General features: G+C 64.4%; 26 protein-coding genes, 1 tRNA gene and 1 pseudogene. 12 read left to right on the top strand and 16 right to left on the bottom strand.

Annotated elements, in window-relative coordinates:
• Positions 1-33 precede the first annotated feature (33 nt).
• Positions 34-669, top strand: coding sequence for a YceI family protein (locus tag SPMU_RS04720; RefSeq protein WP_088332367.1), 636 nt, complete (start codon positions 34-36; stop codon positions 667-669).
• A 3-nt stretch (positions 670-672) separates the two neighbouring features.
• Here the strand turns inward: SPMU_RS04720 and SPMU_RS04715 are convergent, their stop codons facing one another.
• Positions 673-1068 (bottom strand): BLUF domain-containing protein, encoded by a 396-nt coding sequence (locus SPMU_RS04715; RefSeq protein ID WP_088332365.1) that lies wholly within the window; start codon positions 1066-1068, stop codon positions 673-675.
• Positions 1069-1320: 252 nt separating this feature from the next.
• Here SPMU_RS04715 and leuA point away from each other — a divergent pair, with 252 nt between their 5' ends.
• Entirely contained in the window at positions 1321-2979 is a 1659-nt protein-coding gene (gene leuA / locus SPMU_RS04710) for a 2-isopropylmalate synthase (RefSeq protein ID WP_088332363.1), read from the top strand.
• Between the two features lie 239 nt (positions 2980-3218).
• On the opposite strand, the gene SPMU_RS04705 is transcribed toward leuA, so the two are convergent.
• From SPMU_RS04705 to folE, 3 genes are read right to left on the bottom strand one after another with little or no spacing between them, the layout of a single operon-like run.
• Complete coding sequence (locus tag SPMU_RS04705; RefSeq protein ID WP_088332361.1) at positions 3219-3569, bottom strand: dihydroneopterin aldolase; 351 nt, start codon at positions 3567-3569, stop codon at positions 3219-3221.
• Positions 3562-4323, bottom strand: coding sequence for an SDR family oxidoreductase (locus SPMU_RS04700; RefSeq protein ID WP_088332359.1), 762 nt, complete (start codon positions 4321-4323; stop codon positions 3562-3564). The genes SPMU_RS04705 and SPMU_RS04700 overlap by 8 nt, the downstream gene beginning before the upstream one ends.
• Complete coding sequence (gene folE, locus SPMU_RS04695) at positions 4320-4949, bottom strand: GTP cyclohydrolase I FolE (protein WP_088332357.1); 630 nt, start codon at positions 4947-4949, stop codon at positions 4320-4322. Before folE ends, SPMU_RS04700 begins: the two co-directional genes overlap by 4 nt.
• Before the next feature lie 218 nt (positions 4950-5167).
• Between folE and SPMU_RS04690 the strand changes: the two genes are divergently transcribed.
• Complete coding sequence (locus SPMU_RS04690; RefSeq protein WP_088332355.1) at positions 5168-8209, top strand: TonB-dependent receptor; 3042 nt, start codon at positions 5168-5170, stop codon at positions 8207-8209.
• 82 nt (positions 8210-8291) lie between these two features.
• Here the strand turns inward: SPMU_RS04690 and fghA are convergent, their stop codons facing one another.
• Entirely contained in the window at positions 8292-9122 is an 831-nt protein-coding gene (fghA, locus tag SPMU_RS04685; protein ID WP_088332353.1) for an S-formylglutathione hydrolase, read from the bottom strand.
• Between the two features lie 187 nt (positions 9123-9309).
• On the opposite strand from fghA, the gene SPMU_RS04680 reads away from it, so the two are divergent.
• Complete coding sequence (locus tag SPMU_RS04680) at positions 9310-9591, top strand: SWIB/MDM2 domain-containing protein (RefSeq protein WP_088332351.1); 282 nt, start codon at positions 9310-9312, stop codon at positions 9589-9591.
• A 94-nt stretch (positions 9592-9685) separates the two neighbouring features.
• Here the strand turns inward: SPMU_RS04680 and SPMU_RS04675 are convergent.
• The 6 genes and pseudogenes from SPMU_RS04675 to SPMU_RS17445 all read right to left on the bottom strand — a co-directional run.
• Positions 9686-9762: transfer RNA gene (locus tag SPMU_RS04675), tRNA-Arg, on the bottom strand.
• A gap of 68 nt (positions 9763-9830) precedes the next feature.
• On the bottom strand, positions 9831-10259 hold the full coding sequence (locus SPMU_RS04670; RefSeq protein ID WP_088332349.1) for a DUF1178 family protein: 429 nt from the start codon (positions 10257-10259) through the stop codon (positions 9831-9833).
• Positions 10256-11080 (bottom strand): carbon-nitrogen hydrolase family protein, encoded by an 825-nt coding sequence (locus tag SPMU_RS04665; protein ID WP_088332347.1) that lies wholly within the window; start codon positions 11078-11080, stop codon positions 10256-10258. Before SPMU_RS04665 ends, SPMU_RS04670 begins: the two co-directional genes overlap by 4 nt.
• Positions 11077-11340: a glutaredoxin 3 gene (gene grxC, locus SPMU_RS04660; protein WP_088332345.1), complete on the bottom strand. Its 264-nt coding sequence runs from the start codon at positions 11338-11340 to the stop codon at positions 11077-11079. Before grxC ends, SPMU_RS04665 begins: the two co-directional genes overlap by 4 nt.
• Positions 11341-11371: 31 nt before the next feature.
• The gene (locus SPMU_RS17450) at positions 11372-11770 is read right to left on the bottom strand and encodes a ComF family protein (protein WP_342746438.1); all 399 of its coding nucleotides are present in this window, start codon (positions 11768-11770) and stop codon (positions 11372-11374) included.
• A 135-nt stretch (positions 11771-11905) separates the two neighbouring features.
• Positions 11906-12097: pseudogene (locus SPMU_RS17445) on the bottom strand (double zinc ribbon domain-containing protein); the annotation flags it as partial.
• A gap of 45 nt (positions 12098-12142) precedes the next feature.
• Here SPMU_RS17445 and SPMU_RS04650 point away from each other — a divergent pair.
• On the top strand, positions 12143-12979 hold the full coding sequence (locus SPMU_RS04650; RefSeq protein WP_088332341.1) for a class I SAM-dependent methyltransferase: 837 nt from the start codon (positions 12143-12145) through the stop codon (positions 12977-12979).
• Between the two features lie 3 nt (positions 12980-12982).
• On the opposite strand, the gene SPMU_RS04645 is transcribed toward SPMU_RS04650, so the two are convergent.
• The gene (locus tag SPMU_RS04645; protein ID WP_088332339.1) at positions 12983-13372 is read right to left on the bottom strand and encodes a MerC domain-containing protein; all 390 of its coding nucleotides are present in this window, start codon (positions 13370-13372) and stop codon (positions 12983-12985) included.
• 108 nt (positions 13373-13480) lie between these two features.
• On the opposite strand from SPMU_RS04645, the gene SPMU_RS04640 reads away from it, so the two are divergent.
• Positions 13481-14521, top strand: coding sequence for a COX15/CtaA family protein (locus tag SPMU_RS04640; protein ID WP_088332337.1), 1041 nt, complete (start codon positions 13481-13483; stop codon positions 14519-14521).
• 31 nt (positions 14522-14552) lie between these two features.
• Here SPMU_RS04640 and SPMU_RS04635 read toward each other — a convergent pair whose 3' ends face one another.
• The gene (locus SPMU_RS04635; RefSeq protein ID WP_088333170.1) at positions 14553-15209 is read right to left on the bottom strand and encodes a sulfite oxidase-like oxidoreductase; all 657 of its coding nucleotides are present in this window, start codon (positions 15207-15209) and stop codon (positions 14553-14555) included.
• 185 nt (positions 15210-15394) lie between these two features.
• Here SPMU_RS04635 and SPMU_RS04630 point away from each other — a divergent pair, with 185 nt between their 5' ends.
• The 4 genes from SPMU_RS04630 (at position 15395) to SPMU_RS04615 (ending at position 19839) form a co-directional block, all read left to right on the top strand.
• A complete protein-coding gene (locus SPMU_RS04630) occupies positions 15395-17797 on the top strand; it encodes a TonB-dependent receptor plug domain-containing protein (protein ID WP_088332335.1) in 2403 nt (800 codons plus the stop codon).
• Positions 17798-17975: 178 nt separating this feature from the next.
• Complete coding sequence (gene rplM, locus SPMU_RS04625) at positions 17976-18455, top strand: 50S ribosomal protein L13 (protein WP_088332333.1); 480 nt, start codon at positions 17976-17978, stop codon at positions 18453-18455.
• Positions 18455-19006: a 30S ribosomal protein S9 gene (gene rpsI, locus SPMU_RS04620; RefSeq protein WP_088332331.1), complete on the top strand. Its 552-nt coding sequence runs from the start codon at positions 18455-18457 to the stop codon at positions 19004-19006. Before rplM ends, rpsI begins: the two co-directional genes overlap by 1 nt.
• Positions 19007-19209: 203 nt before the next feature.
• Positions 19210-19839, top strand: a complete 630-nt coding sequence (locus SPMU_RS04615) for a retropepsin-like aspartic protease family protein (RefSeq protein ID WP_088333168.1) — start codon at positions 19210-19212, stop codon at positions 19837-19839.
• On the opposite strand, the gene SPMU_RS04610 is transcribed toward SPMU_RS04615, so the two are convergent.
• From SPMU_RS04610 to modA, 3 genes are read right to left on the bottom strand one after another with little or no spacing between them, the layout of a single operon-like run.
• On the bottom strand, positions 19826-20428 hold the full coding sequence (locus tag SPMU_RS04610; RefSeq protein WP_088333169.1) for an ATP-binding cassette domain-containing protein: 603 nt from the start codon (positions 20426-20428) through the stop codon (positions 19826-19828). The genes SPMU_RS04615 and SPMU_RS04610 overlap by 14 nt on opposite strands.
• Positions 20418-21104, bottom strand: a complete 687-nt coding sequence (gene modB, locus SPMU_RS04605; protein WP_088332329.1) for a molybdate ABC transporter permease subunit — start codon at positions 21102-21104, stop codon at positions 20418-20420. The genes SPMU_RS04610 and modB overlap by 11 nt, the downstream gene beginning before the upstream one ends.
• Positions 21101-21862, bottom strand: coding sequence for a molybdate ABC transporter substrate-binding protein (modA, locus tag SPMU_RS04600; protein WP_088332327.1), 762 nt, complete (start codon positions 21860-21862; stop codon positions 21101-21103). Before modA ends, modB begins: the two co-directional genes overlap by 4 nt.
• Positions 21863-22000: 138 nt before the next feature.
• Here modA and SPMU_RS04595 point away from each other — a divergent pair, with 138 nt between their 5' ends.
• Together SPMU_RS04595 and SPMU_RS04590 are read left to right on the top strand one after the other, a co-directional pair.
• Positions 22001-22972: an acyl-CoA dehydrogenase family protein gene (locus SPMU_RS04595; RefSeq protein ID WP_211275708.1), complete on the top strand. Its 972-nt coding sequence runs from the start codon at positions 22001-22003 to the stop codon at positions 22970-22972.
• A complete protein-coding gene (locus tag SPMU_RS04590; RefSeq protein WP_088332324.1) occupies positions 22969-24120 on the top strand; it encodes an acyl-CoA dehydrogenase family protein in 1152 nt (383 codons plus the stop codon). Before SPMU_RS04595 ends, SPMU_RS04590 begins: the two co-directional genes overlap by 4 nt.
• Positions 24121-24127: the final 7 nt, after the last annotated feature.

Genomic DNA, 24127 nt, shown 5'->3' with positions numbered 1-24127 from the left:
TTTCAAACGTGAAACGGTTCGGGAGCCTTTATCATGCGCATCGCACACGCTTTCCTATTTTCTGCCCTTCTGACCGGCGCCGTTGTAGCGCAGCAAGCGCCGAGCAGCGCGCCGGGCACCAAGAACGTCGCCGCGATCACGGGCGGAACCTACACGGCCGATCCGGGCCACACGCTGGTGGAATGGACCGTCGATCACCTTGGTTTCTCGCCCTATTTCGGGCTGTTCGGCAACGTAACCGGCACGCTTACGCTTGATCCAAAGAATCCCGCGGCAGCCAAGGTGGACGTGACCATCCCGGTTGCGGAGGTCACCACCGCCAGCGCTGGCCTGACCAAGCATCTGCTGAAGCCCGCGGATGCCGGCAAGCAGGCCGACTTCTTCGGCGCTGCGCCAGCGCCAGCGCGCTTTGTTTCGACGCGTGTCACGCCAAGCGGCGAGAGCGCCCGCATCGAGGGCAATCTGACGCTGAACGGCGTCACCCGTCCAGTTACGCTGGAGGCAAGCTTCTATGGCGCAGGCAAGATGCCGGCGCAGATGGGCGGCAAGGAGAATGTCGGCTTCACCGCCACCGGTGCGATTCGCCGCAGCGAGTTCAAGATCGGCTATGGCATTCCCATGGTCTCTGACGAAGTGAAGCTGAAGATCACCGCTGCCTTCGAAAAATGATCACTAGGCGGCACGTCGAGCGGCGATCAGCCCTTCGAACGTGCCGCGAACCGACGGCGAGGCCCCGGAAAGATACTGTCGCATGCGTCCATCAAACGCGTCGGCAGTATCGGCCGGGCCGCGCCGTGCCATTTCCCACGCGCCGAATTCGCGGATGGCGATGGCGCGATCTTGCAGAACCACAATCCCGCGATGGCGGGTGTCGAACTTGATCCGCAGAAGCGCGCTCTGGATAGCGTCTTCGGATCCCTCCAGAGCCTGGAGGAACCGGCGCTCATCCGTCCACAACAGGCCAGTTACCCCATCTCGGCGATTATTGCGCAGCGACGTGGCAAGAATTCCACTGATGTCGATGGCGGCGCCCGGTGTGGCCGTGCTGATGTACAGTAGCTGCCTCACGCTGAACTCCCTCTTGGTCGGCCGTCCGGCGCGCCGCCATTTGCCGCACAAACAATTACGAAACCGTCAAATTTCTTTGTCGCTGGACTTCGAATGCCTGATCGGGCAACCAAGAGGCGATGATCTGCGCGACTGGCCTTCTGCTTCGACTTACGCGCCCTTAGGCGCGAACACCCACGCGTGCCCACGGGCATCGCGACGCGCCTAAGGGCCAGTGGAACCCAGAAGCCCCTTAGCAGAGCGAGCCTATTCATGCTGCGCGACCCATCGACCAAGTATCGCCCGTTTCCCACCATCGACATGCCCGACCGGCAGTGGCCGTCAAAAACGATCACGCGTGCGCCGCGCTGGTTGTCCACCGATCTACGCGACGGCAATCAGGCACTCATTGATCCGATGGACGCCGAAAAGAAGACGCGCTTCTTCGACCTTCTGGTGAAGATCGGGCTGAAGGAGATCGAGGTCGGCTTCCCGTCTGCCGGAGCGACCGAGTTCGACTTCATCTCCGGCCTGATCAAGCAGGATCGGGTGCCGGAAGACGTAAAGATCCAGGTGTTGACGCAATCGCGCCGGGACCTGATCGAGACCAGCTTCCGGAGCCTGGAAGGCGCGCACGCAGCGATCGTTCACCTCTACAACGCCGTTAGCCCGGCTTGGCGGCGGATCGTTTTCGGCATGAGCCGCGACGAGGTGAAATCGATCGCAATCGAAGGCGCGAAGGTCCTGCGCGACGAAGCCGCCAAGCGCCCGGGAACGGAATGGCATTTCGAATATAGTCCCGAGACCTTCTCCACCGCAGAAGTGGATTTCAGTATCGAGGTCTGCGCGGCTGTCATGGACGTTCTCCGGCCCACCGCCGAGCATCCGCTGATCCTGAACCTGCCAGCCACGGTCGAGTGCGCGACGCCAAATGTCTATGCCGACCAGATCGAATATTTCTGCCGCAACATCCCGAGCCGCGATGCCGTGGTGATCAGCCTTCACACCCATAATGATCGTGGGACCGGCGTTGCGGCGGCGGAACTGGGGCTGATGGCGGGTGCCGATCGCGTCGAGGGGTGCCTGTTGGGGAATGGCGAGCGCACCGGGAACTGCGACCTGGTGACAGTTGCGCTTAACATGTACACCCAAGGTGTTGATCCGGGGTTGGATCTCTCCGACATCGACGGCGTCGCAAAGACGGTGGAATATGTCACCAACATTCCCGTCCACCCGCGCACGCCTTATGCCGGTGACCTCGTCTTCACCGCTTTTTCGGGCAGCCATCAGGACGCGATCAAGAAGGGTTTTGCGGCCCAGGCTGCTCGCAATGACGATCTGTGGGAAGTGCCGTACCTCCCGATCGATCCCGCCGATCTCGGCCGCAGTTACGAGGCCGTCATTCGCGTCAACTCGCAATCGGGCAAGGGCGGCGTCGCCTGGGTGATCGAGCAGGACAAGGGCTTGAAGCTGCCCAAGCGACTGCAAGCGGACTTCAGCCGCCATGTGCAGGCGCTCGCCGACGAAACCAGCCGCGAACTCAACGCCGCGGACATCTGGGGCGCGTTCGAGCGCACCTATCTCCCGGGTGACAGCGACCGCTTTGTGCTTCGCGACTATGAGGAAACCGGCAGCGTCGGCGACCGCCTGTTCGTCGGCCGGGTCGCAATCGACGGTGAGGAGCGCTCGCTTTCGGGCCGGGGCAACGGGCTCATCTCTGGCGTGGTCGCTGCGCTGGCCGAATCGACCGGCCCTGCGCTGGACGTGGTCGATTACGCCGAACACGCCATTGGTCATGGCGCGGGAGCGCAGGCGGTGGCGTATATTGAGTGCCGCACCGCTGAGGGCAGAACCATTTGGGGTGTTGGCATCGACACGGACGTCGCCACGGCAAGCGTGCGCGCCGTCCTAAGCGCGGCAAATCGCACATAGGCACCTTCCCGACGCGTTGATCTTGCGGGCAAAAACGACGTTAACGCGCTTGCCTGCGGCGTGGCGGGATGAAAGGATCGGCATCTGCTCTTGAGGAGTCGCGGATGCTGACCCTGTTGTTCCTGTTACAGGCCGCGAGCGGCGACATCGTCATCACTGGCAAGCGGCTGGTCGAGGCTCATGCCGCCTGCGTGAAAGGCGGATGCACCCCCTTGCGGGACGCGCAGGCGGTTGAACCGTCAGCGTGTGCGGATGACCTCGCATCCGACCTGAGCGTCGGGATAGACATCGAGCTTCATTGATCGCACCTTCACCTGCCGCACGCGCGGATCGGCAAGGCAGAGCTCCGCCACTGCGTCTACAAAGGTTTCCTGGAGCGCAAAGCCCGCGCCCCTGGCGAGTTGGTGAACGCCGTCGCGGAGGAAGTCGTAATCGAGAACTTCCGAAATCGAGTCCGCGGCGGGCGGCGCAGGATAGGACACGGTCATCTCGACGGAGAGGCGCACGCGCTGCGGCTCTGCCTCATGCGGATGGATGCCCAAGCGGATCGCCACGTCGAAGCGATCAAGGATAATCGTGTACTCAGCCACCCGCCGCTGCCCGCTCCCTGCCTTCGTACATCACATCTCCCTCGCGCTTGAGGAAGCGTTGGCCGCTATCGACGTAGAGCGTCTGCCCGGTGACGCTCTCGGCGTCCAGCAAGTAAAGCACAGCCGCGGCGACCTGCTCAGCCCCCACCGGACGGCGCAGCAGGTTCTCACGCGAAACCCGGTCGAACTCCGCCGCGCTTTGGTCGCCGCTCGGCAGCGTCAGCCCCGGGGCGACGGCATTCACGCGAACGCGTGGCGCGAAGGCCATCGCCATCATCTCGGTTGCGCCGGCCAGCGCATATTTGGTCAGTGAGTAGGAGAAAAAGTCCGGGTTCGGATTGCTGAGTTTCTGATCCAGGAGGTTCACGACCGCGCCCGCGTCCAGATCATGCTGATCGGCAACAGCAGCCGCAAGCAGCGCCGGGGCGGTACAATTCACCGCATACAGCCGCGCGGCTAACTGCGGATCGATCCTCTCGGGCCGGTCTTCCTCGAACCGCGAGGCACTGTTGACCAGGGCGTGGATCGTCCCACCGGCGGCGGCGCGGGCGCGCTCGAAGAAAGCGCCGATCTCCGCTGTGTTCTCCAGATCGCCGCCGATCGCGGCACCGTTGAGTTCAGCCGCAAGCGCCTGCGCCTCGTCAGCCGACGTGCCGTAATGAACCAGCACATGCCAGCCCGCAGCCGCGCAAGCGCGCGCGATCGACGCGCCAAGTCGCTTGGCGCCGCCCGTGACAAGAACCGTTCGCGTCATCCGCGCCCTTGCATGCCCATGAGCGCGAGCACTTCCTTGCGGCTGCGTTCATCGTCACGAAACACGCCCATCATCCTGCTCGTCACCATCGACACGCCCGGGGTGCGCACACCTCGCGCTGTCATGCATGCGTGACTGGCTTCAATGACGACCGCGACGCCTTGCGGCTTCAAATTATTCCAGATGCAATCGGCGACTTCGGCGGTGAGCCTTTCCTGAACCTGCAAGCGGCGGGCGAACGCATGGAGGACACGCGCGAGCTTCGAGATGCCCACCACATGGTTTCGTGGAAGATACGCAATGTGCGCCCGCCCGATGATCGGCGCCATGTGATGCTCGCAATGGGACTGGAAGGGAATGTCCCGCAAGAGAACGATCTCGTCATAGCCCCCCACTTCTTCGAAGATCCGGGCCAAGTGGCGCGAGGGATCTTCTGCGTAACCGGCGCAATATTCCTTCCAGGCGCGCGCTACGCGCCGCGGTGTATCGACCAGACCTTCTCGTGCAGGGTCATCACCGGCCCAGCGGATCAGCGTTCGTATTGCGTTTGCGACATCGTCAGGGACGACGATCTTCCCGTCCTCGCCCACCAAGTCGCCATCTTCCGGAGAGTCATTGCAATTCATGAACAATCAGCCTTTGTGCGTTGCGGAAAGTCCATGCTGCACTGAAGCATAGGTTCAACTCCGCTACTGTTTCATTTCAGACACTATTGATCGGACGACAATTAAATCCTTTCGAATTCCGTTTGACGAACGAAATTTTCTGACGTTACCTTCTTCACCGGGCCATCAAACACCGTGACACCGCCATAGAGCGGGCGCGGTCCCAGGAGGGGAGATCGATGAGAAAATCCTATTTACTCGCCGCGTCCGCTATCGCGATCGTGGGCGCAACGCCAGCATATGCACAAACCGGGGCGGTCAGCTCGGCACAGAACACTGCGCCGACCAACGGCCCTGGCGAGGAAGCGCGCACCTCGGATCCCCAGTCCGCGGGCGGCTATGCCGACATCGTCATCACGGCTCAGCGCCAGTCGCAGCGCCTCCAAGACGTGCCAATCGCGGTGTCAGCATTCACTGCTGAAAACCTCGAACGGCAGCAGATCGTCAACCCCCTTGCCCTACAACAAACGCTGCCGAACGTCACCTTCACCAAGGGGCAGTTCGCAACCAATACCTTCACGATCCGCGGCATCGGCGACCTTTGCGTCGGCGTGACCTGCGATTCCGCAACCGGCATCGCATTGAATGAGCAGCCTGTCGGTGGACGCATTCTGGAAGGCGAGTTCTACGACATCGAGCGCATCGAGGTGTTGCGCGGCCCGCAGGGAACGCTGTTCGGGCGCAATGCGACCTCAGGCGTGGTGAACATCATCACCGCGAAGACCGATCTATCGGGCTTCCGCGCGGCCGGTGAGTTCGAATACGGGAATTACGACTCAAAGCGCATCAAGGGCATGATCAACGTGCCGCTCGGCGATACGTTTGGCGTGCGCGTGGCAGGATATTACCTGAACCGCGACGGCTACATCAAGAACACCTTCAACAACAAAAGCTTCGACGGACGCGACATGTATTCGGTGCGCGGTACCCTGTCGTGGGAACCGTCGCCGGACACGCGGGTCGACTTCATCGCGCAATATAGCCGAGAGGATGACGACCGCTCGCGCTTGCAGAAGCAGCTGTGCGACCGCGATCCGACCGGCATTCTGGGCTGTCTCCCGACCCGCCGCGCCTTTGGCACGACAAACGCCAATTCAACGCTGGGCGGCGCCACGGAGTCGATCCAGGGCCTGCCGATCTTCCTTGCCGATGCGTCAGTAACGCTTCCCACCAGCAGTGCTGCCTATGTGCCGACCTTCCTGGCGACGCTCGCAGGTACACGGCCGTTGCTCGCCCCGTTCGGTCTGGGAAGCATTGGCAGCCCAGGTATTCCGGCCACGCCCGACGCCTTCGCCAACGCGATCAATCCGCGTGATTTCCGCGCGGTGACCGCAGACTATACGCCGACATGGAAGACCGAAGATCAGATCTACACACTGAAGGCTTATCACAATTTCGGCAACATCGCTGTCAGCTTGACAGCGGGGCATACACGCAGCGAACTTAACGCTACGTCGGACTATAACCTTCTGGTCAGCGGCCTCGGCTCCAACGCGCCGGGCTTCGCCACGCTGGAAGCAGTCGGCAATCCGGCCTCACCGATCTACAATCCGCTCTTCGCCGGGCTCCGTAACGCGTTGATCCCCAACGGCCCGCAGGGCGGCGTCTGCCAATCCAACGGCGGCCCGAGCGGTGTGGGTGTCTATGGCGGCGAAACGATCGGTTGTTTCCAGCAGAGCCTGGACTTCGACCGTTCTACCTCGCGCACCAAGGCCTGGGTCGGCGAAGTGCATGTCGACAGTTCGTTCGACGGAATGTTCAACTTCCTGCTGGGCGGCATCTACACCAAGGCGACGGCACGCGACGTCGACTATTTCGTGAACAACGTCGGCCTGGATTATCTTTCCGGCCTGGTGGGCACAATTTCAGGAGCCGGTGCTGGCCGTACCACCAGTTCTTTCCTCGCCTCGCCATTCTTCCGCAGCAATTCCGACAAGTTCACCTTGGACTCGTACGGTATCTTCGGCGAGGCGTATTTCGAGTTCAACGACCAGCTGAAACTCACGCTGGGCGCACGCTACAATAACGACAAGAAGTTCGTTCGCGCCCGCACCACCTTTGCCAATGCCCTTCTCCCAATCGGCACGACGGACGCCCGTCCTGCCTTCAACAACGGCCCGGACTTCGATGCTACCATCCCAGGCGCCCAGCCCTGGGCGGAGGCCCGGGTCAGCTACTCGCGCATGACCGGTCGCGCCGTGCTCGACTATCAGATCACTCCTGATAACTTGATCTATGCGTCCTACTCGCGCGGCTACAAGTCGGGCGGCATCAACCCGCCGCTGTCCCCTTTGTTCGCCGTGCCGACGACCTTCCGGCCCGAAACGGTCGACTCGTTTGAAATCGGCAGCAAGAACACCTTCGGCAATGGCGCGCTGCGGCTGAACGTCACGGGCTTCTACTACAAGTACAAGGATCTGCAGCTCACCCGGATCGTGGCGCGCACCTCGGTGAACGACAACATCAGCGCGAACATCTACGGCGTGGAAGCGGAAGCGGTTATCAGCCCGACGCCAGCGTTCGTGATCAACGCCAACCTCAGCTACCTCAAGACCGAAGTCGCCAACAGCCGCCTGCTGACCAATCCTCGTGACGTTTCCGGCGGCCGAAATGACTCGGTGATCATCAAGGATCTGGCCGGCGCATACAATTGCGTGGTCTTGCCGAATGCGGCAGGCAACGCATCGGCCGCGCGCGGGTTCGTCGACGCGAGCAACGCGCGTTTGGGGCTGAACGGCTCAGTTCCGCTGCTTGCCAACGGCACCTACGGCGCGTTCAGCGCCTGCAAGTTCCTGCAGGCTCAGCAGATCGCCACGAGTGCGCCGGTTTCGGTGCTGCTCGATGGCAACCCCGTCGAGGTAAAGGGCAATCGCCTGCCGAACAGCCCGACCTACAAATGGGCAGTCGGCGCGCAATACACCTTCGACATCGGTGACTACACGCTCGTCCCGCGTGCCGACCTGAACTACACCGGTGACCAATATGGCACCATCTTCAACCTGAACCCGATCGATCGCATCCCGGGCTATGAAGTGGTGAATGCTCAGATCCAGCTTAACGGCCCGGACGAGCGCTTCTACGTACGAGCATTCGTCAGCAACCTGACCGGCAATGACGCGATAACCGGCCTGTTCGTCACCGATCAGTCGTCGGGCCTTTTCACCAACGTCTTCACGGTGGAACCCCGCCGGTACGGCGTGGCGGCTGGGTTCAAGTTCTGACCGGCGGTCGTGCTCCGGACGGCTGCGCGCCACCGGAGCGCGATTGCAAACACCTGAGCGGACCTTCGGGCCCGCTTTTTCTTCAAAGACGCGCGGCTGCCCAGGCGATGTGATCACTCATGAACGTCGAAACGAAGTTGTAGCTGTGATCATAGCCGGCCTGCATGCGAAGGCTGAGATCGATCCCGGCCTCGGCGCAAGCACGCTCAAGCAGCGCGGGCTTCAATTGCTCCGCCAGAAATCCGTCAGCATCGCCTTGATCCACCAAGAGTGCACCGAGGCGGGCTCCCTGCGCGATCAGGGCACAAGCGTCATATTCAGCCCAGGTGGCGCGATCAGGGCCCAGATATCCGTTCAACGCCTTCTCCCCCCACGGGCAGGACATCGGCGACGCGATCGGTGCAAATGCCGAGACGCTTTTGAAACGCTCCGGATTGCGCAGCGCGATCGTCAGCGCACCGTGCCCACCCATTGAGTGACCGGTGATCCCTTGCCGGGCCAAGTCCGCGGCGGGAAACTCGCGTGCGATCAGCGCCGGCAATTCGTCTTCGATGTAGCTGCGCATGCGAAAATTGGCGGCCCAGGGTTCCTCTGTAGCATCAACGTAGAAGCCCGCACCTTGGCCGAACGCCCAGTCATCATCGTTCGGAACGTCCTCTCCGCGCGGACTCGTATCCGGTGCGATGAAGATGATGCCGTGTTCGGCGCAGGCGCGGCGATACTCGCCCTTGTCCGTGACATTGGCATGGCTGCAGGTGAGACCCGACAGATACCAAAGCACCGGAAGGCGCGTGCCCTTGGCGTGCGGCGGCATATAGAGCGAGAAGGTCATGTCGGTGCCGGTAACGTCCGAGGCGTGGCGATACACGCCCTGCGTGCCGCCAAAGGCGAGGCTCTCACTAAGCGTTTCCATGCTCTCTCCGCAGCTCTGTAATCGGCGGCTGCTTAGCCGAAGGCTGGAACGCGCGCCAAGCTTTGCCCCGGCAGCGCGTTGTCGGGAGGTGACAAGCCGCGCCCGGCAGCGCACAAAGGCCATCACGCCTGCGAAACGGCGTGATTCCGCGAGATGCCGAATGACCGGCGCAACAGGAAGGACAGCAATGGCTACGAAGACCAAGACTGAGGAGGGCAAGGCCAAGACCGGCGGCATCCACGCCCCAGTTCAGCCCTCGCCCGAGCTCGGCGCGATCGTCGGCACCGACAAGCTGCCGCGCAGTGAGGTGATCAGCAAGGTCTGGGCTTATATCAAGTCAAAGGACCTGCAGAATCCCGAGAACAAGCGGGAGATCCTCGCCGACGACAATTTGAAGAAGGTCTTCGGCAAGGACCAGGTGACCATGTTCGAGATGAACAAGTACATCTCGGCTCACGTTAAGGCGTGATCGGGTAGCCGACGGGCGCCCGAAGCGGGGCGCCCGTCCATGCTCGTCGGCAGCCCCACCAGGTCCAGATCGGAAAGACTCCTTGATGAGCCGCTGGTGCCCCCGGCGCGATTCGAACGCACGACCTGCGGTTTAGGAAACCGTCGCTCTATCCTGCTGAGCTACGGGGGCATCCGCGTCTAGCTACGGCGCCGGCGCGAACGGGTCAATCCAGTCGATCGTTGCGCGTATAACCCGTCTTAGTTCGCCTGATCAGGCGGGAGCACCGGAAACGGTAGCGGCGCGACCGACACGCCTTCGTCAACCAGGGCTTTTGCCTCCTCGAGCGTTGCCTGGCCGTGGATCGGCTCCAGCTCTCGATCACCCACGTGCATCGCACGGGCCTCCGACACGAAGCTTTTCCCCACCCAACGGGAGCCTTCGAGCGCCTGGCGCTGCGCAACGGCGAGCGCGCTCAGTACAGCTTTGACGGTATCGGGCGAGACCGTCGCACGGGAGTTGCCCTTCGGCGCCACATTCGGAGCCATGACTGCCTTCTCGACGTCTGTGTCAGTGCACACCGGGCATTGCACGAGAGACCGGCCCCGCTGATCCTCGAAGGCCGCGGACGACGCAAACCAGGCTTCGAACACATGGCCGCCACGGCAGCGCAGATCGAAGACGATCATTGCGCGACCGTAACCGCCGGGATGCTGCGCCGGTGGGCGATGACCGGAATCCGCTGGCGCACCTCCAGCACCTTGGCCGGGTTCACCTCGACAAAGCCGACACCGGCTCCCTCCCCCATGTCACCGAGAACCTCGCCCCACGGATTGACAGCCAGCGAGTGGCCATAGGTCTCGCGCCCATCCTCGTGCTTGCCCGTTTGCGCCGCGGCAATCACGAATGATGCGCATTCAATCGCGCGAGCGCGCAGCAATATGTTCCAATGGGCAGCGCCAGTGGGGCGCGTAAACGCCGCGGGAACGGACAGGATTGTGGCGCCCGCGTCGCTCAGCGCGCGGTAGAGATCCGGAAAGCGCAGGTCATAGCAGATCGACAATCCCAAGCTGCCCAGCGGCGTATCTACCACCACGGCGCCGGTGCCGGCCGCATAAGCGGCGGATTCGCGCCAGCTTTCACCCGTTGGCAGATCCACGTCGAACAGATGAAGCTTGTCGTAGCGTGCGCGGATGGCCCCCGTTCCGTCGATCACGAAGCCACGGTTCACCAATCGGTCGGCGCTCCCACGCAGCGCTAGGCTGCCGAGGTTCACCCAAAGGCCTGATTTCGCCGCGGCCTCCCGCACCGTCGCGAGAACGCGGTCGTCCTTCTCGTCCACAATCGACTCGGCCGCCCGCGCGCGGTCCCGATCCAGCAGCCCCGACATCTCGGGCGTGAAGAGCATGGCTGCACCACGTTCAGCCGCTGTCCGAACTGCCGTGGCAAGCGTCGCTGCATTTGCTGCGGGATCGATCCCGCTGGTCATCTGCAGGATGGCGGCCTTCATGGTGCGTCGGCGAGCAGCGCGTCGAGCTTGCCGGCACGCTCCAGCGCGGCGAGGTCATCAGACCCGCCGACATGCCGATCGTTGATGAAAATCTGCGGAACCGTTGTCCGTCCTCCAGCACGCTGGATCATTTCCACCCGCTTTGCGCCGCCAAGCGTGATGTCGAACTCCGCCGGTTCGACGCCCTTGCTGGCGAGCAGTTGCTTGGCCCGTACGCAATACGGGCACCACGCCTTTGTGTAGATTTCTACCTGTGCCATCGACCTGACGTGTGGTTGCCCAGCACGAATGTCAATCTGGCCCTGTGTCGATCACGCGCGCCCAGCAAAGAACCGAGACGCGTTCCGCGCCTGCTTGGCGCAACGTGCTGACACAGGCGTCGGTGGTTGCGCCGCTGGTATAAACATCGTCAACCAGCACGATGTGCCGACCGGCAACCCGAGGCCTGTGCTTCGGCGCCAGGGCAAATGCCCCTCGAACCACCCGGCGGCGCGCATTGCCTCCCATGTTTTGCAAGACCGGTGTCCGTCGGCTTCTTACCAGCAGATCGCCGTCCCAGGAGATACCGCTCTCACGGGAAAGAGCGGCAGCGATCAATCCGGCCTGATTATAGCCGCGAGACCAGATCCTCCAGCGGTGCAGCGGTACCGGGACAAGAAGGTGAGCGTCGTCTGGCAGGTGACGGATCATATGACGGGCCGCTGTTTGCGCCAGCGATGCCCTGCCGCCGTATTTGAGACGCAGGGCAAGGGTGCGCGCGACCGGCCCATAAGCAACGGCAGCATCGACGCCGGCATGAACGGGCGGGCGAGCAAGACAGGGGCCGCACCGTGTGTCGGGCCCTTGATCATACTCGAGCGGGCGGTGGCAGGCCGCGCACCAGGGTGGACTAAGAAAGCGGAGCGAACCCCAGCATTCCGCGCAGAAGCGATGGTCGCTGTCCGTAATGGCGCCGCACCCCGCGCAGCGGGGCGGCAGCGCCAAGGCAATGGCCGGTCGAAGGAGCCGGGACAGCATCGCGGCGCTTGTCGCGGCTGAGCGATCTGCGCACAAGCCTTCCGCATGACCGCACCGGAAATCTTTGATCGATCTGCTCGGCGTAGGCGCCGCGATCGCGCAGCGCCGCACTATCGCGCGCACGACTTTGTCCGTGCTGCAATGCTCGACGGCATCATGGAGCGCCTCCAAAGTGTGAAGCGAACCTTTACTGACGTGCTGGATCTCGGCAGCTTCGATGCCAGCTTCGCCGCGCCCGGTGGCGCTCGCGTCGCACGACTGGATGCGGGATTGGGGTTCGCCCGGCACGGCCATGGCGTCCAGGCAGATGAAGATCGCCTGCCCTTCGCCGACGGATCGTTCGACCTGGTCATTTCGGCCGGCGTTCTTGATCAGATCAACGACGTTCCCGGCGCGCTGTCGCTGGCGCGGCGAGTTCTTCGCCCAGATGGCTTGTTCATGGGCGCGCTGCTTGGCGCAGGATCACTCTCGACCCTTCGGGCGGCGCTGCGCACGGCGGAAAGCGAGCGGCCAGTTGCGCGCCTTCACCCGCAGATTGACGTGCGGTCCGCCGGCGACCTTCTGATGCGCGCGGGCTTTGCGTTGCCCGTGGCTGACACGGAAACGTTGCGCGTGAGATATGGCGATCTCGGCAGGCTGCTGGGCGATTTGCGCGGCATGGCCGCGACCAATCTGCTCGTGGGGCGCCAGCCAATCGGTAGAGACACGCTTGCGCACGCGGCCGGCGCTTTCGCGGAGGCTGCCGATCCGGATGGCCGCACGCCAGAGCGCTTCGAGATCATCTTCCTGACGGGGTGGTCGCCCTCTCCCGATCAGCCCGCGCCAGCCCGTCGCGGCAGTGCCACCGCATCGCTTGCGACGGCGCTGGGAAAGAAAGGTTAATCGTCAGCCGCCGGCGCGCCGATTCAGATCATGCCCTAGGGCAAGGATCGCCACTCCGATGATGGTCCACAGCGCTTCACCATCATGCGCCAACCCGGCATCATGAGGAAGGGACAAGGCACCGGCCATCACGCCGAGTCCAAGCGAACCAACGGAGATCGGCAGCAGATATCCGTGCCGAAGCGCACCACGCCCCAGGCCAAACGCGCCCAGAGCAATGGCGAGCGCCAGTCCAACCTCATGGACCAGCGGATCAACGAACAGGCCTCCAAGCGCGGAGAGCATCGCCAGCAACATCGCACTGGCGATGCAGTGTACCACGCAAAGCCCCGACACGATGATCGCGATCCGGTCGAGCCTGGACGGCGAGGCAAGGAGAGCGGTGGTCGGCATCTGACTGCCAGATAGCGCCACCTCCGCGAGGTTACAACATCACACCAACAACTTTTCGGCAACCGGATGCGCCATTGCCCCCGCTCGCTGGGGATCCTAAAGGGCGCCATGCTCAAGCCCAGCCCCGGCTTTCGTGTTTCTGCCCGTCCCCTCGCACTCGCTCGGTGGCTCTACGCCGTTGCTGCGCTGATCGTTTTGATGGTGGCCGTGGGCGGGATCACGCGCCTAACCGAGTCGGGGCTATCGATCACTGAGTGGAAGCCGCTGACCGGCATCATCCCACCGGTAAACGAGGCGCAGTGGCAGGCTGAATTCGCGAACTACCAGCGGATCCCAGAATACCAGCAAATCAATAACGGCATGACCCTTAGCGGGTTCAAGACGATCTTCTTCTGGGAGTATGTACACCGGCTGCTCGGCCGCGTGATCGGGCTCGCCTTTGCGCTTCCGCTGTTGTGGTTCGCTATTCGACGCCAAGTTCCGGCCGGCTATATGCCGCGTCTGCTGGCGCTGCTCGCGCTGGGCGGTCTGCAGGGGGCGATCGGCTGGTGGATGGTGGCATCGGGGCTGTCCGTTCGCACCGACGTGAGCCATGTCCGGCTGGCCGTCCACCTCTCTGCTGCGTTGCTGATCCTCGGCGGCGTGGTGTGGACGGCGCTGGACCTGCGTGATCTTGCGCGTGATCCTCTTGCCGTGCCTGCCCGGTTGACTCCGCTGGCGGCGGCTGCGTTGCTGCTGCTGGCGCTTCAGATCGCGTTGGGAGCGTTCACCGCGGGGCTGAACGCGGGCTATGCGTTCAGCAGTTGGCCGCTGATGGGCGACACGCTGTTCCCCGGCAACACACCGATGGTCGACCCTTTGTGGAAGAACGTGGTCGACAATCCGGTGGTGGTGCAATTCGTCCACCGGTGGTTCGCCTTCGTGGCGGCGATCGCCGTCGTATGGCTGGCGGCGCGCGCGCGGCGCGAAGGTGCGGTCGCCGCCTGGGGCGCCGTGATCCTGCTCGTAGGCTTGCAGATCGTTCTCGGGATCGCGACGCTGCTGACCGGGGTCGAGATCAGTATCGCCGTTGCGCACCAGGTGAATGCGGCCGTTTTGCTGATCGCTGTGGTAGCGTCGGCGCACGCGATCGGCCGTCGCCCGGCCTGAAACGGCACTTGTCCGGCCTTTCCCGGTCGGCCTAGCTGTACCGCTGCTCTGCCCAGGGATCACCGCGCATGTGATACCCGTTCACTTCCCAGAACCCGGGCCGGTCACTGCCGAGGAACTCGATGGCGCTGATCCACTTGGCGCTTTTCCAGAAGTACAGATGCGGGATGATCACGCGCGCCGGCCCACCATGCGGGCGCGACAAGGCTTGCCCCTGCCAGCTATGCGCGATCATGGCGTCAGGGCGCGCAAAGTCCTCCAGCGGGACGTTGGTGGTATAGCCGTCATAGCCGTGAAGCATGACGAAGCGGGCTTCCTCGCGCGGCTCCACGGCGTCGAGTAGCGCCTGTGTCGCGACCCCAGTCCAATCATTGTCGTACCGCGACCATGTGGTGACGCAATGGATGTCGGAACGACGGGTGCCCTGCGGCAAGGCTTGGAACGCCGCCCAGTCGAGCGTCAGCGGACGCGCGACCAGGCCGCGCACATGCAAGCGCCAGCGATCGAGCGACACATCCGGCTGGCGCCCCAAGTCCAGCACCGGCCAGTCGCGCACGAGATGCTGCCCGGGCGGCAGGCGATCAGCAGCCTTTGGCGCATCCGTATCCGTGATGAACTTCCGCTCGGATGCCCAGCGCTGCTTGGATTGGGTGAGCTTGGTGTCGGACGGCGGCGTGACATCATCCATCGATTGCTGCTCCTTGCTCGCCAACGTACACGCAGGGATAGCCGATCCCAAGCGGCCGGCGGCGATCGCGGCCCGACGCTGGCCTGCCGCGACAATTTGCGACGATTGACCGCGTGGCGGGGACACGGCCGGCACAATCGTCGTTCATTCCGCTCATCGACGTTTACCCTATCGGGAGCACCTCCTTGCCCGCATGGCTTCTGCCCCTCATCAGCCTTTCCACCGCGTCCGCTGCGCCGGCTATTCAAGAAGCGCCCTCCCGCCAGGAGGCACCGGCGGCAGGCGCGGACGAAGAGCTGGAACTCGAGGACGATATCGTCGTCACCGGCAGCCGTGTGCCGCGCGGCTCCGTGATCGGTGACATCACGCCCGAGGTGGTGCTGAGCGGACGTGACATCCGCGCCTATGGCGCCAGCAACATCGGCGAGTTGCTGCAGGAACTCGCGCCCTTGACCGGAAGCATCCAGGGCCGCGGCGGCGGCGGCGGACCGGTGGTGCTCCTGAGCGGACGCCGCATCAGTGGCTTTCGCGAGATCCGCGATTTGCCGCCCGAGGCGATTCAGCGCGTCGACATCCTGCCGGAAGAAGTCGCGCTCAAATACGGGTATCGCGCGGACCAGAAGGTGGTGAACATCGTGCTGCGGCGGCGCTTCACCGCCATCACCGCCGAGGCCGACACCAGTTTGGCGACCGACGGCGGCAGGCAGGTCCACGAAGTCGACCTCAATTACCTGCGCCTGACCAGCGGCAGCCGCTTCAGCGTGGACGGCGAGTACACCCGCAGCAATCCCCTCTTCGAAACCGACCGCAACCTGGTGAACGCCGACCCGAACCGGACATTGCTGTCGGCCAGTGACGCGGCAAAGCTGAACGCGACGTACAATCGCACCATCTTCGGCAATGTGTCCGCCACGCTGAATGGCGAGCTGCAGGGCGCCAACACGCTGGCGGCGCTGGGCAGTGCGTCTGACGGGCAACGGCTGCTGCGCGAGGCGCGGACCCGCACCGGCGTGCTGAGCTATGCCTTGAATGGGGATCTGGCGACATGGCGCTGGTCGCTCGACGGCGGATATACCCGCGATTGGACGACAACGCTCACCGATCGCGACACGGGGGTCGCCGTCCGCCGCGACCGCGCGAGTTCGATAACGGAGCTTCTGCAGACGGAGGCAACGCTCAACGGTCGCGTCGTCGATCTACCCGCGGGGCCGCTCACCGCGACGCTGAAGGCCGGCGTTTCGATGCGCGATATCAGTAGCGAGTCGCGCCGGGCGGATATGTTCACCGCGACCGATCTTTCCCGCGACCAGTTCAACGGTCAGGCGAATGTTGATCTGCCGATCCTCAAGAACAGCCCGGTCGGCGCGCTGAGCGTCAACGTGAACGGCGCCGTGGACCAGCTTTCCGATTTCGGCGCGCTGGGGGCGGTAGGTTACGGCTTCAACTGGCGGCCGGTCGACGCCATTCGCCTGATCGGCTCGGTGACGCACGAAGAAGGCGCCCCCACGATCCAGCAGCTCGGCAATCCAGTGATCATCACGCCCAACGTTCGGGTGTTCGATCTGACCACCGGCCAAACCGTCGACGCCACCACCATCGAAGGAGGCAACCCGAACCTTCGCGCGGATAGCCGGCGCGTCGTGAAGCTTGGGCTGACCGCCAAGCCGATTTCCGGCACCGACCTGACGGTGCTGGTCAACTACACGGACAGCCGGATCAACAATCCGATCGCCAGCTTCCCGACGGCGACGCCGGAGATCGAAGCGGCGTTCCCCGGCCGGTTCGAGCGCGATGCCGCCGGAACCCTGTTGCGCATCGACAATCGCCCGGTGAATATCGAGAGCAGCCGGCAGCGGCAGATCCGCTGGGGCTTCAACTGGTCCGAAGCACTGGAACCGCCGCCGCCGGTCGGCCCGGATGGGCAGCCGCTCACCCCGGAACAGATCGAGGAGCGTCGCACAGCGGCGCGCGAGCAGTTCCGGCGCGCGCGCGAGGCCGGCACCAGCGAGAGTGGCATCCGCACCCCTGGCGCGCGCGGCTTCGGTGGTGGCGGGCGCGGAGGCTTTGGTGGCGGAAGCTTTGGCGGCGGGCGGGCCGGGCGCGTTCAGCTGAGCGTGTTCCATACCTGGCGCCTGGAAGATACAATCCGGACCCGGCCAGGTGTGCCCGAGCTCGACTTGCTGGACGGATCGGCCGTAGGCGCACGTGGCGGCCGCCCCGGCCACGAAATCGAGTTCAATGCCGGGTACAACCGCAACGGCATCGGCGTGCGGCTGAACGGCACCTGGGAAAGTGGCACCAACATTCTCGCCGACCCGCGCGGCGCGCCCTCCCCTGACGATCTCAACTTCGGCGCGCTGTTCACCGCCAACCTGCGGATCTTTGCCGATTTGAGCCAGCAGCGCTCGCTGGTGCAGCGCGTCCCGTTTTTCCGCGGATCCCGCGTGACGCTCGCGGTCAACAACCTGTTTAACCAACGGATCGATGTGCGCGATGCCGCGGGGTCGGTATCGATCGGGTATCAGCCGGGGCTGCTGGATCCGTTAGGGCGCTCTGTGCGCCTGAGCTTCCGAAAGCTGTTTTTCTGAGCGCGGCAAGCTTGATATCTGCGGCGCTACTCGGCCTCGTTATCACCGCGGTATTCTGATACCCGTCGGGAAAGCGGCGCAAACGTTGACTTTCCTTCGCTCCTGCATCAGAGCGCCCGTGTCACGCCGCGCTCTGATTGGGGGCGGCGTCTTCGTTTATTGCAAAGGTCCATAGCCCATGAAGGCGCTGATGAAGACCACCAAGGCGGCCAAGCCGGCCGAGGTGGAAAAGAAGTGGCATATTGTTGACGCCACCGATCTGGTGGTTGGTCGTGCGGCGGTTGTGATCGCCAACGTCCTGCGCGGCAAGCACAAGACGTCGTTCACCCCGCACGTCGATTGCGGTGACAATGTCATCGTGATCAACGCCGACAAGGTGCGCTTCACCGGCAACAAGCTGGCGAACAAGATTTATTACAAGCACACCGGTTATGCCGGCGGTATCAAGGGCGTCACCGCCGCCAAGGTGCTGGAAGGCCGCTTCCCCGAGCGCGTGCTCGAGAAGGCCGTGGAGCGCATGATTCCGCGCGGCCCGCTCGGCCGCCAGCAGATGCGCAACCTGCGCATCTTCAAGGGCGCAGAGCACCCGCATGAAGCGCAGAACCCTGAGGTCCTCGACATCGCCGGCATGAGCCGCAAGAACAAGGTGGGCGCATAATGTCCGACAATCGCCAGTCGCTTTCCGACCTCGCCGCACTGACGCAGCAGGCTGCTCAGGCTCCGGCGTCTTCCGATACGGCCCCTGCCGAGGCAACCACCGAGGGCGCTGCTCCGGTTCAGGTCCAGCCGACCATGCCGCTGCGCCAGCAGGAGCTCGACAAGTATGGTCGCGCTTACGCCACCGGCCGTCGTAAGGACGCCGTTGCCCGCGTGTGGCTGAAGCCGGGTTCGGGCAAGATCACGATCAATGGCCGTGATCAGGAAGTCTATTTCGCACGCCCGACGCTGCGTCTCGTCATCAACCAGGTGTTCGGCATCACCGAGCGCGAGGGCCAGTATGACGTGATCTGCACCGTCAAGGGCGGTGGCCTTTCGGGTCAGGCCGGCGCGGTGAAGCACGGCATCAGCCAGGCGATCACCAAGTATGAGCCGGCGCTGCGCGCCCCGGTGAAGGCAGCGGGCTTCCTGACCCGCGACAGCCGCACCGTTGAGCGTAAGAAGTACGGCCGCGCCAAGGCACGTCGTAGCTTCCAGTTCTCGAAGCGCTGATCTGGGTTTCTGGCGCTGCCTGGCGGCGCTGGGGCTTCTCGAAGAAAGAAGGGATCGCTCGGTTCGAGCGGTCCCTTTTTTCATGGCGGCTTGTGGCCGATGCGGCAGCGCCTCATCGCTTGGCTTGGGCGGGTAACTACGGCGTTTGCGAATCATGGCGTCGAAGCATCGAAGATCGCGGTGCGGCTTCCTATATCGTTGCCATGCCCGCTCTGGCCGATCTCGCTCCCCATCTTCCCCTGATCCTTGGGCTCCTTGCGGTCGTGGTGATCGCCGGGTTCCTCCGCCGCCTACCGGTGATCGGGCCGGTCGTGGGGGTGCTGACATGGGTGCTCCTGATCGGCGCCTTTGTGCTGGTGCTTGGACAGCGCGAGCGCTTCGATCCGTATCTTGGCCGCGTGGCGGAAATGCTCGACCTTTCCGGCCAGCAAGTCGCGGGCGAGGAAACCCGCATTCGCATGAGCCCCGACGGGCATTTCTGGGCATCGGTTCGCTTCGGCGGGATCACCCGGCGCATGCTGATCGACAGCGGGGCGACCGTGACGGCGTTGTCGCTCGACACGGCGTCGCAGGCGGGTTTGGAGGTGCGCGACGCGGTCTTTCCGATGTTGCTGCGCACCGCGAACGGGACGATTCGCGCGCAGACCTCCGCGGTCGATGAGCTGAAGCTCGGCAACATCGTGGCGCGCGATGTGCCGGTGGTGGTGTCGCCAGCGTTCGGGAACACGGATGTGCTGGGCATGAACTTCCTGTCGCGTCTGAAGTCGTGGCGGGTTGAGGGGCGCACGCTCATCCTCGTGCCCAATCATCCGCAGGACGTCACATCCGGATGATCTGACGGCCGAGCCGCTCCGCTTCCTCGGGATCGTGCGTGACGATCAGCATCGGCAGCCGTGTTTCATCCCGTACGCGCTCGATCATCAGCATCGCCTCCTCTCTGCGCGCGCGATCGAGCGAGGCAAGCGGCTCGTCGAGCAACAGGAAGTCGGGATCACGCAACAGCGCCCGCCCGATCGCGACGCGCCGCGCCTCGCCACCCGACAAGGTTCTTGGCCAACGATCGAGCAGGTGCGCGATATCGAGCCGCGTGGCGATCTCTTCGAGCCCTTCCGCGCTGGCCGCGCCATAGAGGAGGTTCCGCCGAACGGAGAGGTGCGGGAACAGCCGCGGCTCCTGAAACACGACGCCCGCGCGGCGATCCTCGGGCCGCACGTTGATACGGCGGGCCGCATCGAAAAGCACCTGTCCGCTGACACGTACGCGGCCGGTGTCCGGCCGCAACAAGCCCGCGATCATCATCAGAAGGCTGGTCTTTCCCGCGCCGGAAGGGCCGAAAAGCACGGTGCTGCCTTCACCGGCTTGGAACGTCGCGCCCACGACGGCGTCACCGCGCCGCGCGGTGACGTCTACCTCAAAGGACATGGAGGCGCCGCCCCTGCCGCCGCCCAAGAAGCTCCGAAGCGATCAGAGCTATGAGGCTTATGGCGATGGAGATGCCCGCTAGTTTCCAGACCGTGGCCTCGCCGCCGGGCCGCTGAAGGGCAGCATAGATCGCGAGCGGCAGCGTCTGCGTCTCGCCGGGGACGTTGGACACGAAGGTGATCGTGGCGCCGAACTCACCCAGTGACCGGGCGAAGCCGAGCATCGCTGCGGCGAGCACGCCTGGTAGCGCCAACGGCAGGGTGATGGTGGCAAAGGTTCGCCATGGACCCGCGCCCAATGTTCGCGCGGCCTGTTCAAGTCGCTGGTCAACGCCTTCAATAGACAAGCGAATCGCCCGAACCATCAAGGGCAAAGCCATCATCGCTGCGGCCACCGCCGCACCCGTCCAGCGGAACAGGATCGAGACGCCGAACCAGCGCTCCAGCAGCATACCCAGCGGACCTGCCGGGGCGAAGGCGATTAGCAGTAGCCACCCGGTGACAACTGGGGGCACGACGAGGGGAAGGTGTACCAAGCCATCCAACAGAAGCTTGCCGGGAAAGCGCCCGCGGGCGAGCAGCCAGGCGAGCGCAAACGCCACCGGCAGCGTACCGGCTGTCGCCACTCCCCCGATCAGCAGGGAGAGGCGAACGATTGTTTCGAGCTCATCCGTCAAGGCGCGGTAAAGCCGTATCGGCCCATGATCTGCTGCCCCTGGGCGGAGATCAGGAACTTGCGAAACATTTCGGCCTTGTCATTGCGCGCGCTCTTCAGCCGGGCGATCGGGTAGACAATTGGCGGATGGCTGCCGTGCGGGAAGATGCCGGCGATGCGCAGCTTCGGCGACAAGCGAGCGTCGGTGAGATAGACGATCCCGTAGGGAGCCGCGCCGCGCTCCACGAGCGCCAGCGCGGCACGGACGCTCTCGGCCCTGACAATGCGTGGCGCGACGATCGGCCAGGCGCCGAGCCGCTCCAGCGCGGCCTTGCCATACCGGCCGGATGGAACAGCGTCAGGATCAGCCATGGCGAGAGGACCAGCCGCCAGCTGCTGTCCCAACGCGGTTCCCCGAAGCTTGGCAAGTGAGCGCTCCTCGGGGCCGGCCACCACCACCAACCGATTGCCAACGAGGTTTGCCCGCGTGCCGGGCGCCAGCAGGTCGCGCCGGGCAAGATCGTCCATCCATTCCTGATCCGCGGAGATGAAGAGATCGGCTGGCGCCCCGGCAGCGACCTGCCGCGCAAGCGCCGACGATGCCGCAAAGGACAGCACCGGTCGTGCATGGCCCTTCCTTTCCCAGGCGTCCGCAGCTGCGCTCAGCGCCTCCTGCATACTCGCGGCGGCGAGAACCAGCGGGCCGCGCTGCTGCGCCCAAGCTGACGGCGCGAGCAGCGAGAGCAGCACGAGCAATGCGGAAAGCAGGCGCAAGCGGATCTCCTCTGACTGCCCCTTCGTACCGCTGGCAACGCGATCCGACCAGCCGCAGTGTCAGGTGGACAAGCACCGGATCGTTGCTTAGCGACAGGGCAAATGGAGAGGAGCGGCCATGCACAAGCAGGACCGGCTGGGGCAATGGAGTTGAACGACGTCGGGGCGATGCTCGCCGATACGGCGGAGCGGCTGTTCACGACGCACGGCGACGCGATCGAAGGTGCCGGACGCGACGGCGGCTGGGCCGACGCGGCCTGGGCGGCGATCGAGGAAAGCGGCCTCCCGCTGGCTCTGGTGCCCGAGGAACACGGGGGCTTCGGCATACCGGCCACTGAGGCGCTTGCCTTGATCCGCCAGACCGGCCGCCACGCCCTTGCCCTGCCGCTCCCCGAAACCATTGTCGCCAATGCGGCGCTCGCGTCGGCGGGCCTGCCGCTGGCGGAAGGGCCGGTCGGTCTGGCCGAGCGCGCAAACGCGCGGGTGCCGTGGGGCCGGTTTGCGAACACCGTCGTGGTGGCGACCGACGGCGGCTTGCAGCGGCACGCGGACCTACCCGTCGCGGCAGAAAGCACCAATGTCGCTGGCCACCCACGTGATCAACTGTCGATACCGGAAGGAAACGCAGGCGCAGCGGCCGCGGTGCCGCTGCTAGAGCTTGGCGCCCTTGCCCGCGCCCTGCAGATGGCTGGCGCATTGGAGCGCGTGCTCGAGCTGACGGTCGAGCACGTTTCGAGCCGCGTACAGTTCGGCCGGCCGCTCGCAAAGTTCCAGGCGATCCAGCAGGAGCTCGCCAAGTTGGCCGGCGAAGTGGCGGCGGCGTCTGCCGCGGCGGATCACGCCGCCGACGCTTACGCGGTTGGCGGCGACCTCACCTTCGCCGTGGCTGTCGCGCGCACGCGGATCGGCGAGGCGGCAAGCAAGTCCACTGCGATTGCCCACCAGCTTCATGGTGCAATCGGCTTCACCCGCGAGCATGCGTTGCATCGCTTTACCACCGCCTTGTGGGCGTGGCGTGACGAGTTCGGGACTCAGCGGCACTGGACGCTGGCGCTGGGCAAGCGCGCGCTCAGCGCCGGACGAGACTGCTATTGGCCGATGGTGGTGGCGGCATGACAGCGCTTCGTTTTCCAACCCCGCCGGTTCACGAGGCAGCCGAAACGCTTCGCGCGGAGGTTCGTGCCTTCCTGACCGACGTGCTCGCCGATCGGTCCCCTCTGCAGCGAGCCGATAGCTGGAACGGCTTCGACCGGGATTTCAGCCGCAAGCTTGGCCAGCGCGGCTGGCTGGGCATGACCTGGCCTAAGCAATATGGCGGCCACGAACGCAGTGCTTTCGAACGCTATGTCGTGGTGGAAGAAACATTAGCGGCCGGCGCGCCCGTCGCGGCGCACTGGATCGCTGATCGCCAGAGCGGCCCGAGCCTGCTGAAATACGGCACCGAGGAGCAGAAGCAGACGATCCTGCCCGGCATCGCGGCTGGCGAAACCGTCTTCTGCATCGGCATGAGCGAGCCCGATTCCGGCTCGGACCTGGCCGCGACCCGCACCCGCGCGGTTCCCGTGGACGGCGGTTGGCACGTGACGGGCACGAAGCTGTGGACCACCGGCGCGCACCACGCCGATTATATGATCCTGTTCTGCCGTACGAGTGGAACGGCGGCCGATCGGCAGGCCGGAACAAGCCAGTTGCTCGTGGACCTGAAGGCTACTGACGGGATCACCATCCGCCCGATCATCGATCTGGCCGGACAGCACCATTTCAACGAGGTGCATTTCGAGGATGCGTTCCTCCCCTCCTCCGCCCTGATCGGGACGGAAGGCGCGGGCTGGGAACAGGTGATGAGCGAACTCGCCTTCGAGCGGAGCGGGCCGGAGCGCTTTCTTTCATCGATGCAGCTGTTCATCGAGCTGATCGGCGCGCTTCAGGGCTCGACCAGCGAGGCTGCCGAACTGGCGCTCGGCCGATTGACCGCTCATCTCGTCACCCTGCGGCGCCTGTCGCGCGGCGTCGCCGCCATGCTTGAAGCTGGCGAGAACCCCGGTACCCACGCAGCGATCGTGAAGGACCTGGGCGCGACCTTCGAGCAGGAACTGGGGGACATCGCGCGCAACCTGGTGGATGCCGAACCCGACACCGCATCCACTTCAGATTTCATCGCCGTTCTTGCTCATAACACGGGGAACTCGCCGAGCTTCTCGCTGCGCGGCGGCACGCGCGAAATCCTGCGCGGTATTATCGCCCGCGGCCTGGGCCTGCGCTGACCGGAGA

The sequence above is a fragment of the Sphingomonas mucosissima genome (assembly GCF_002197665.1).
GTDB classification, from domain to species: Bacteria; Pseudomonadota; Alphaproteobacteria; order Sphingomonadales; family Sphingomonadaceae; genus Sphingomonas; species Sphingomonas mucosissima.
This window is presented reverse-complemented; position numbering and strand designations above follow the sequence as displayed.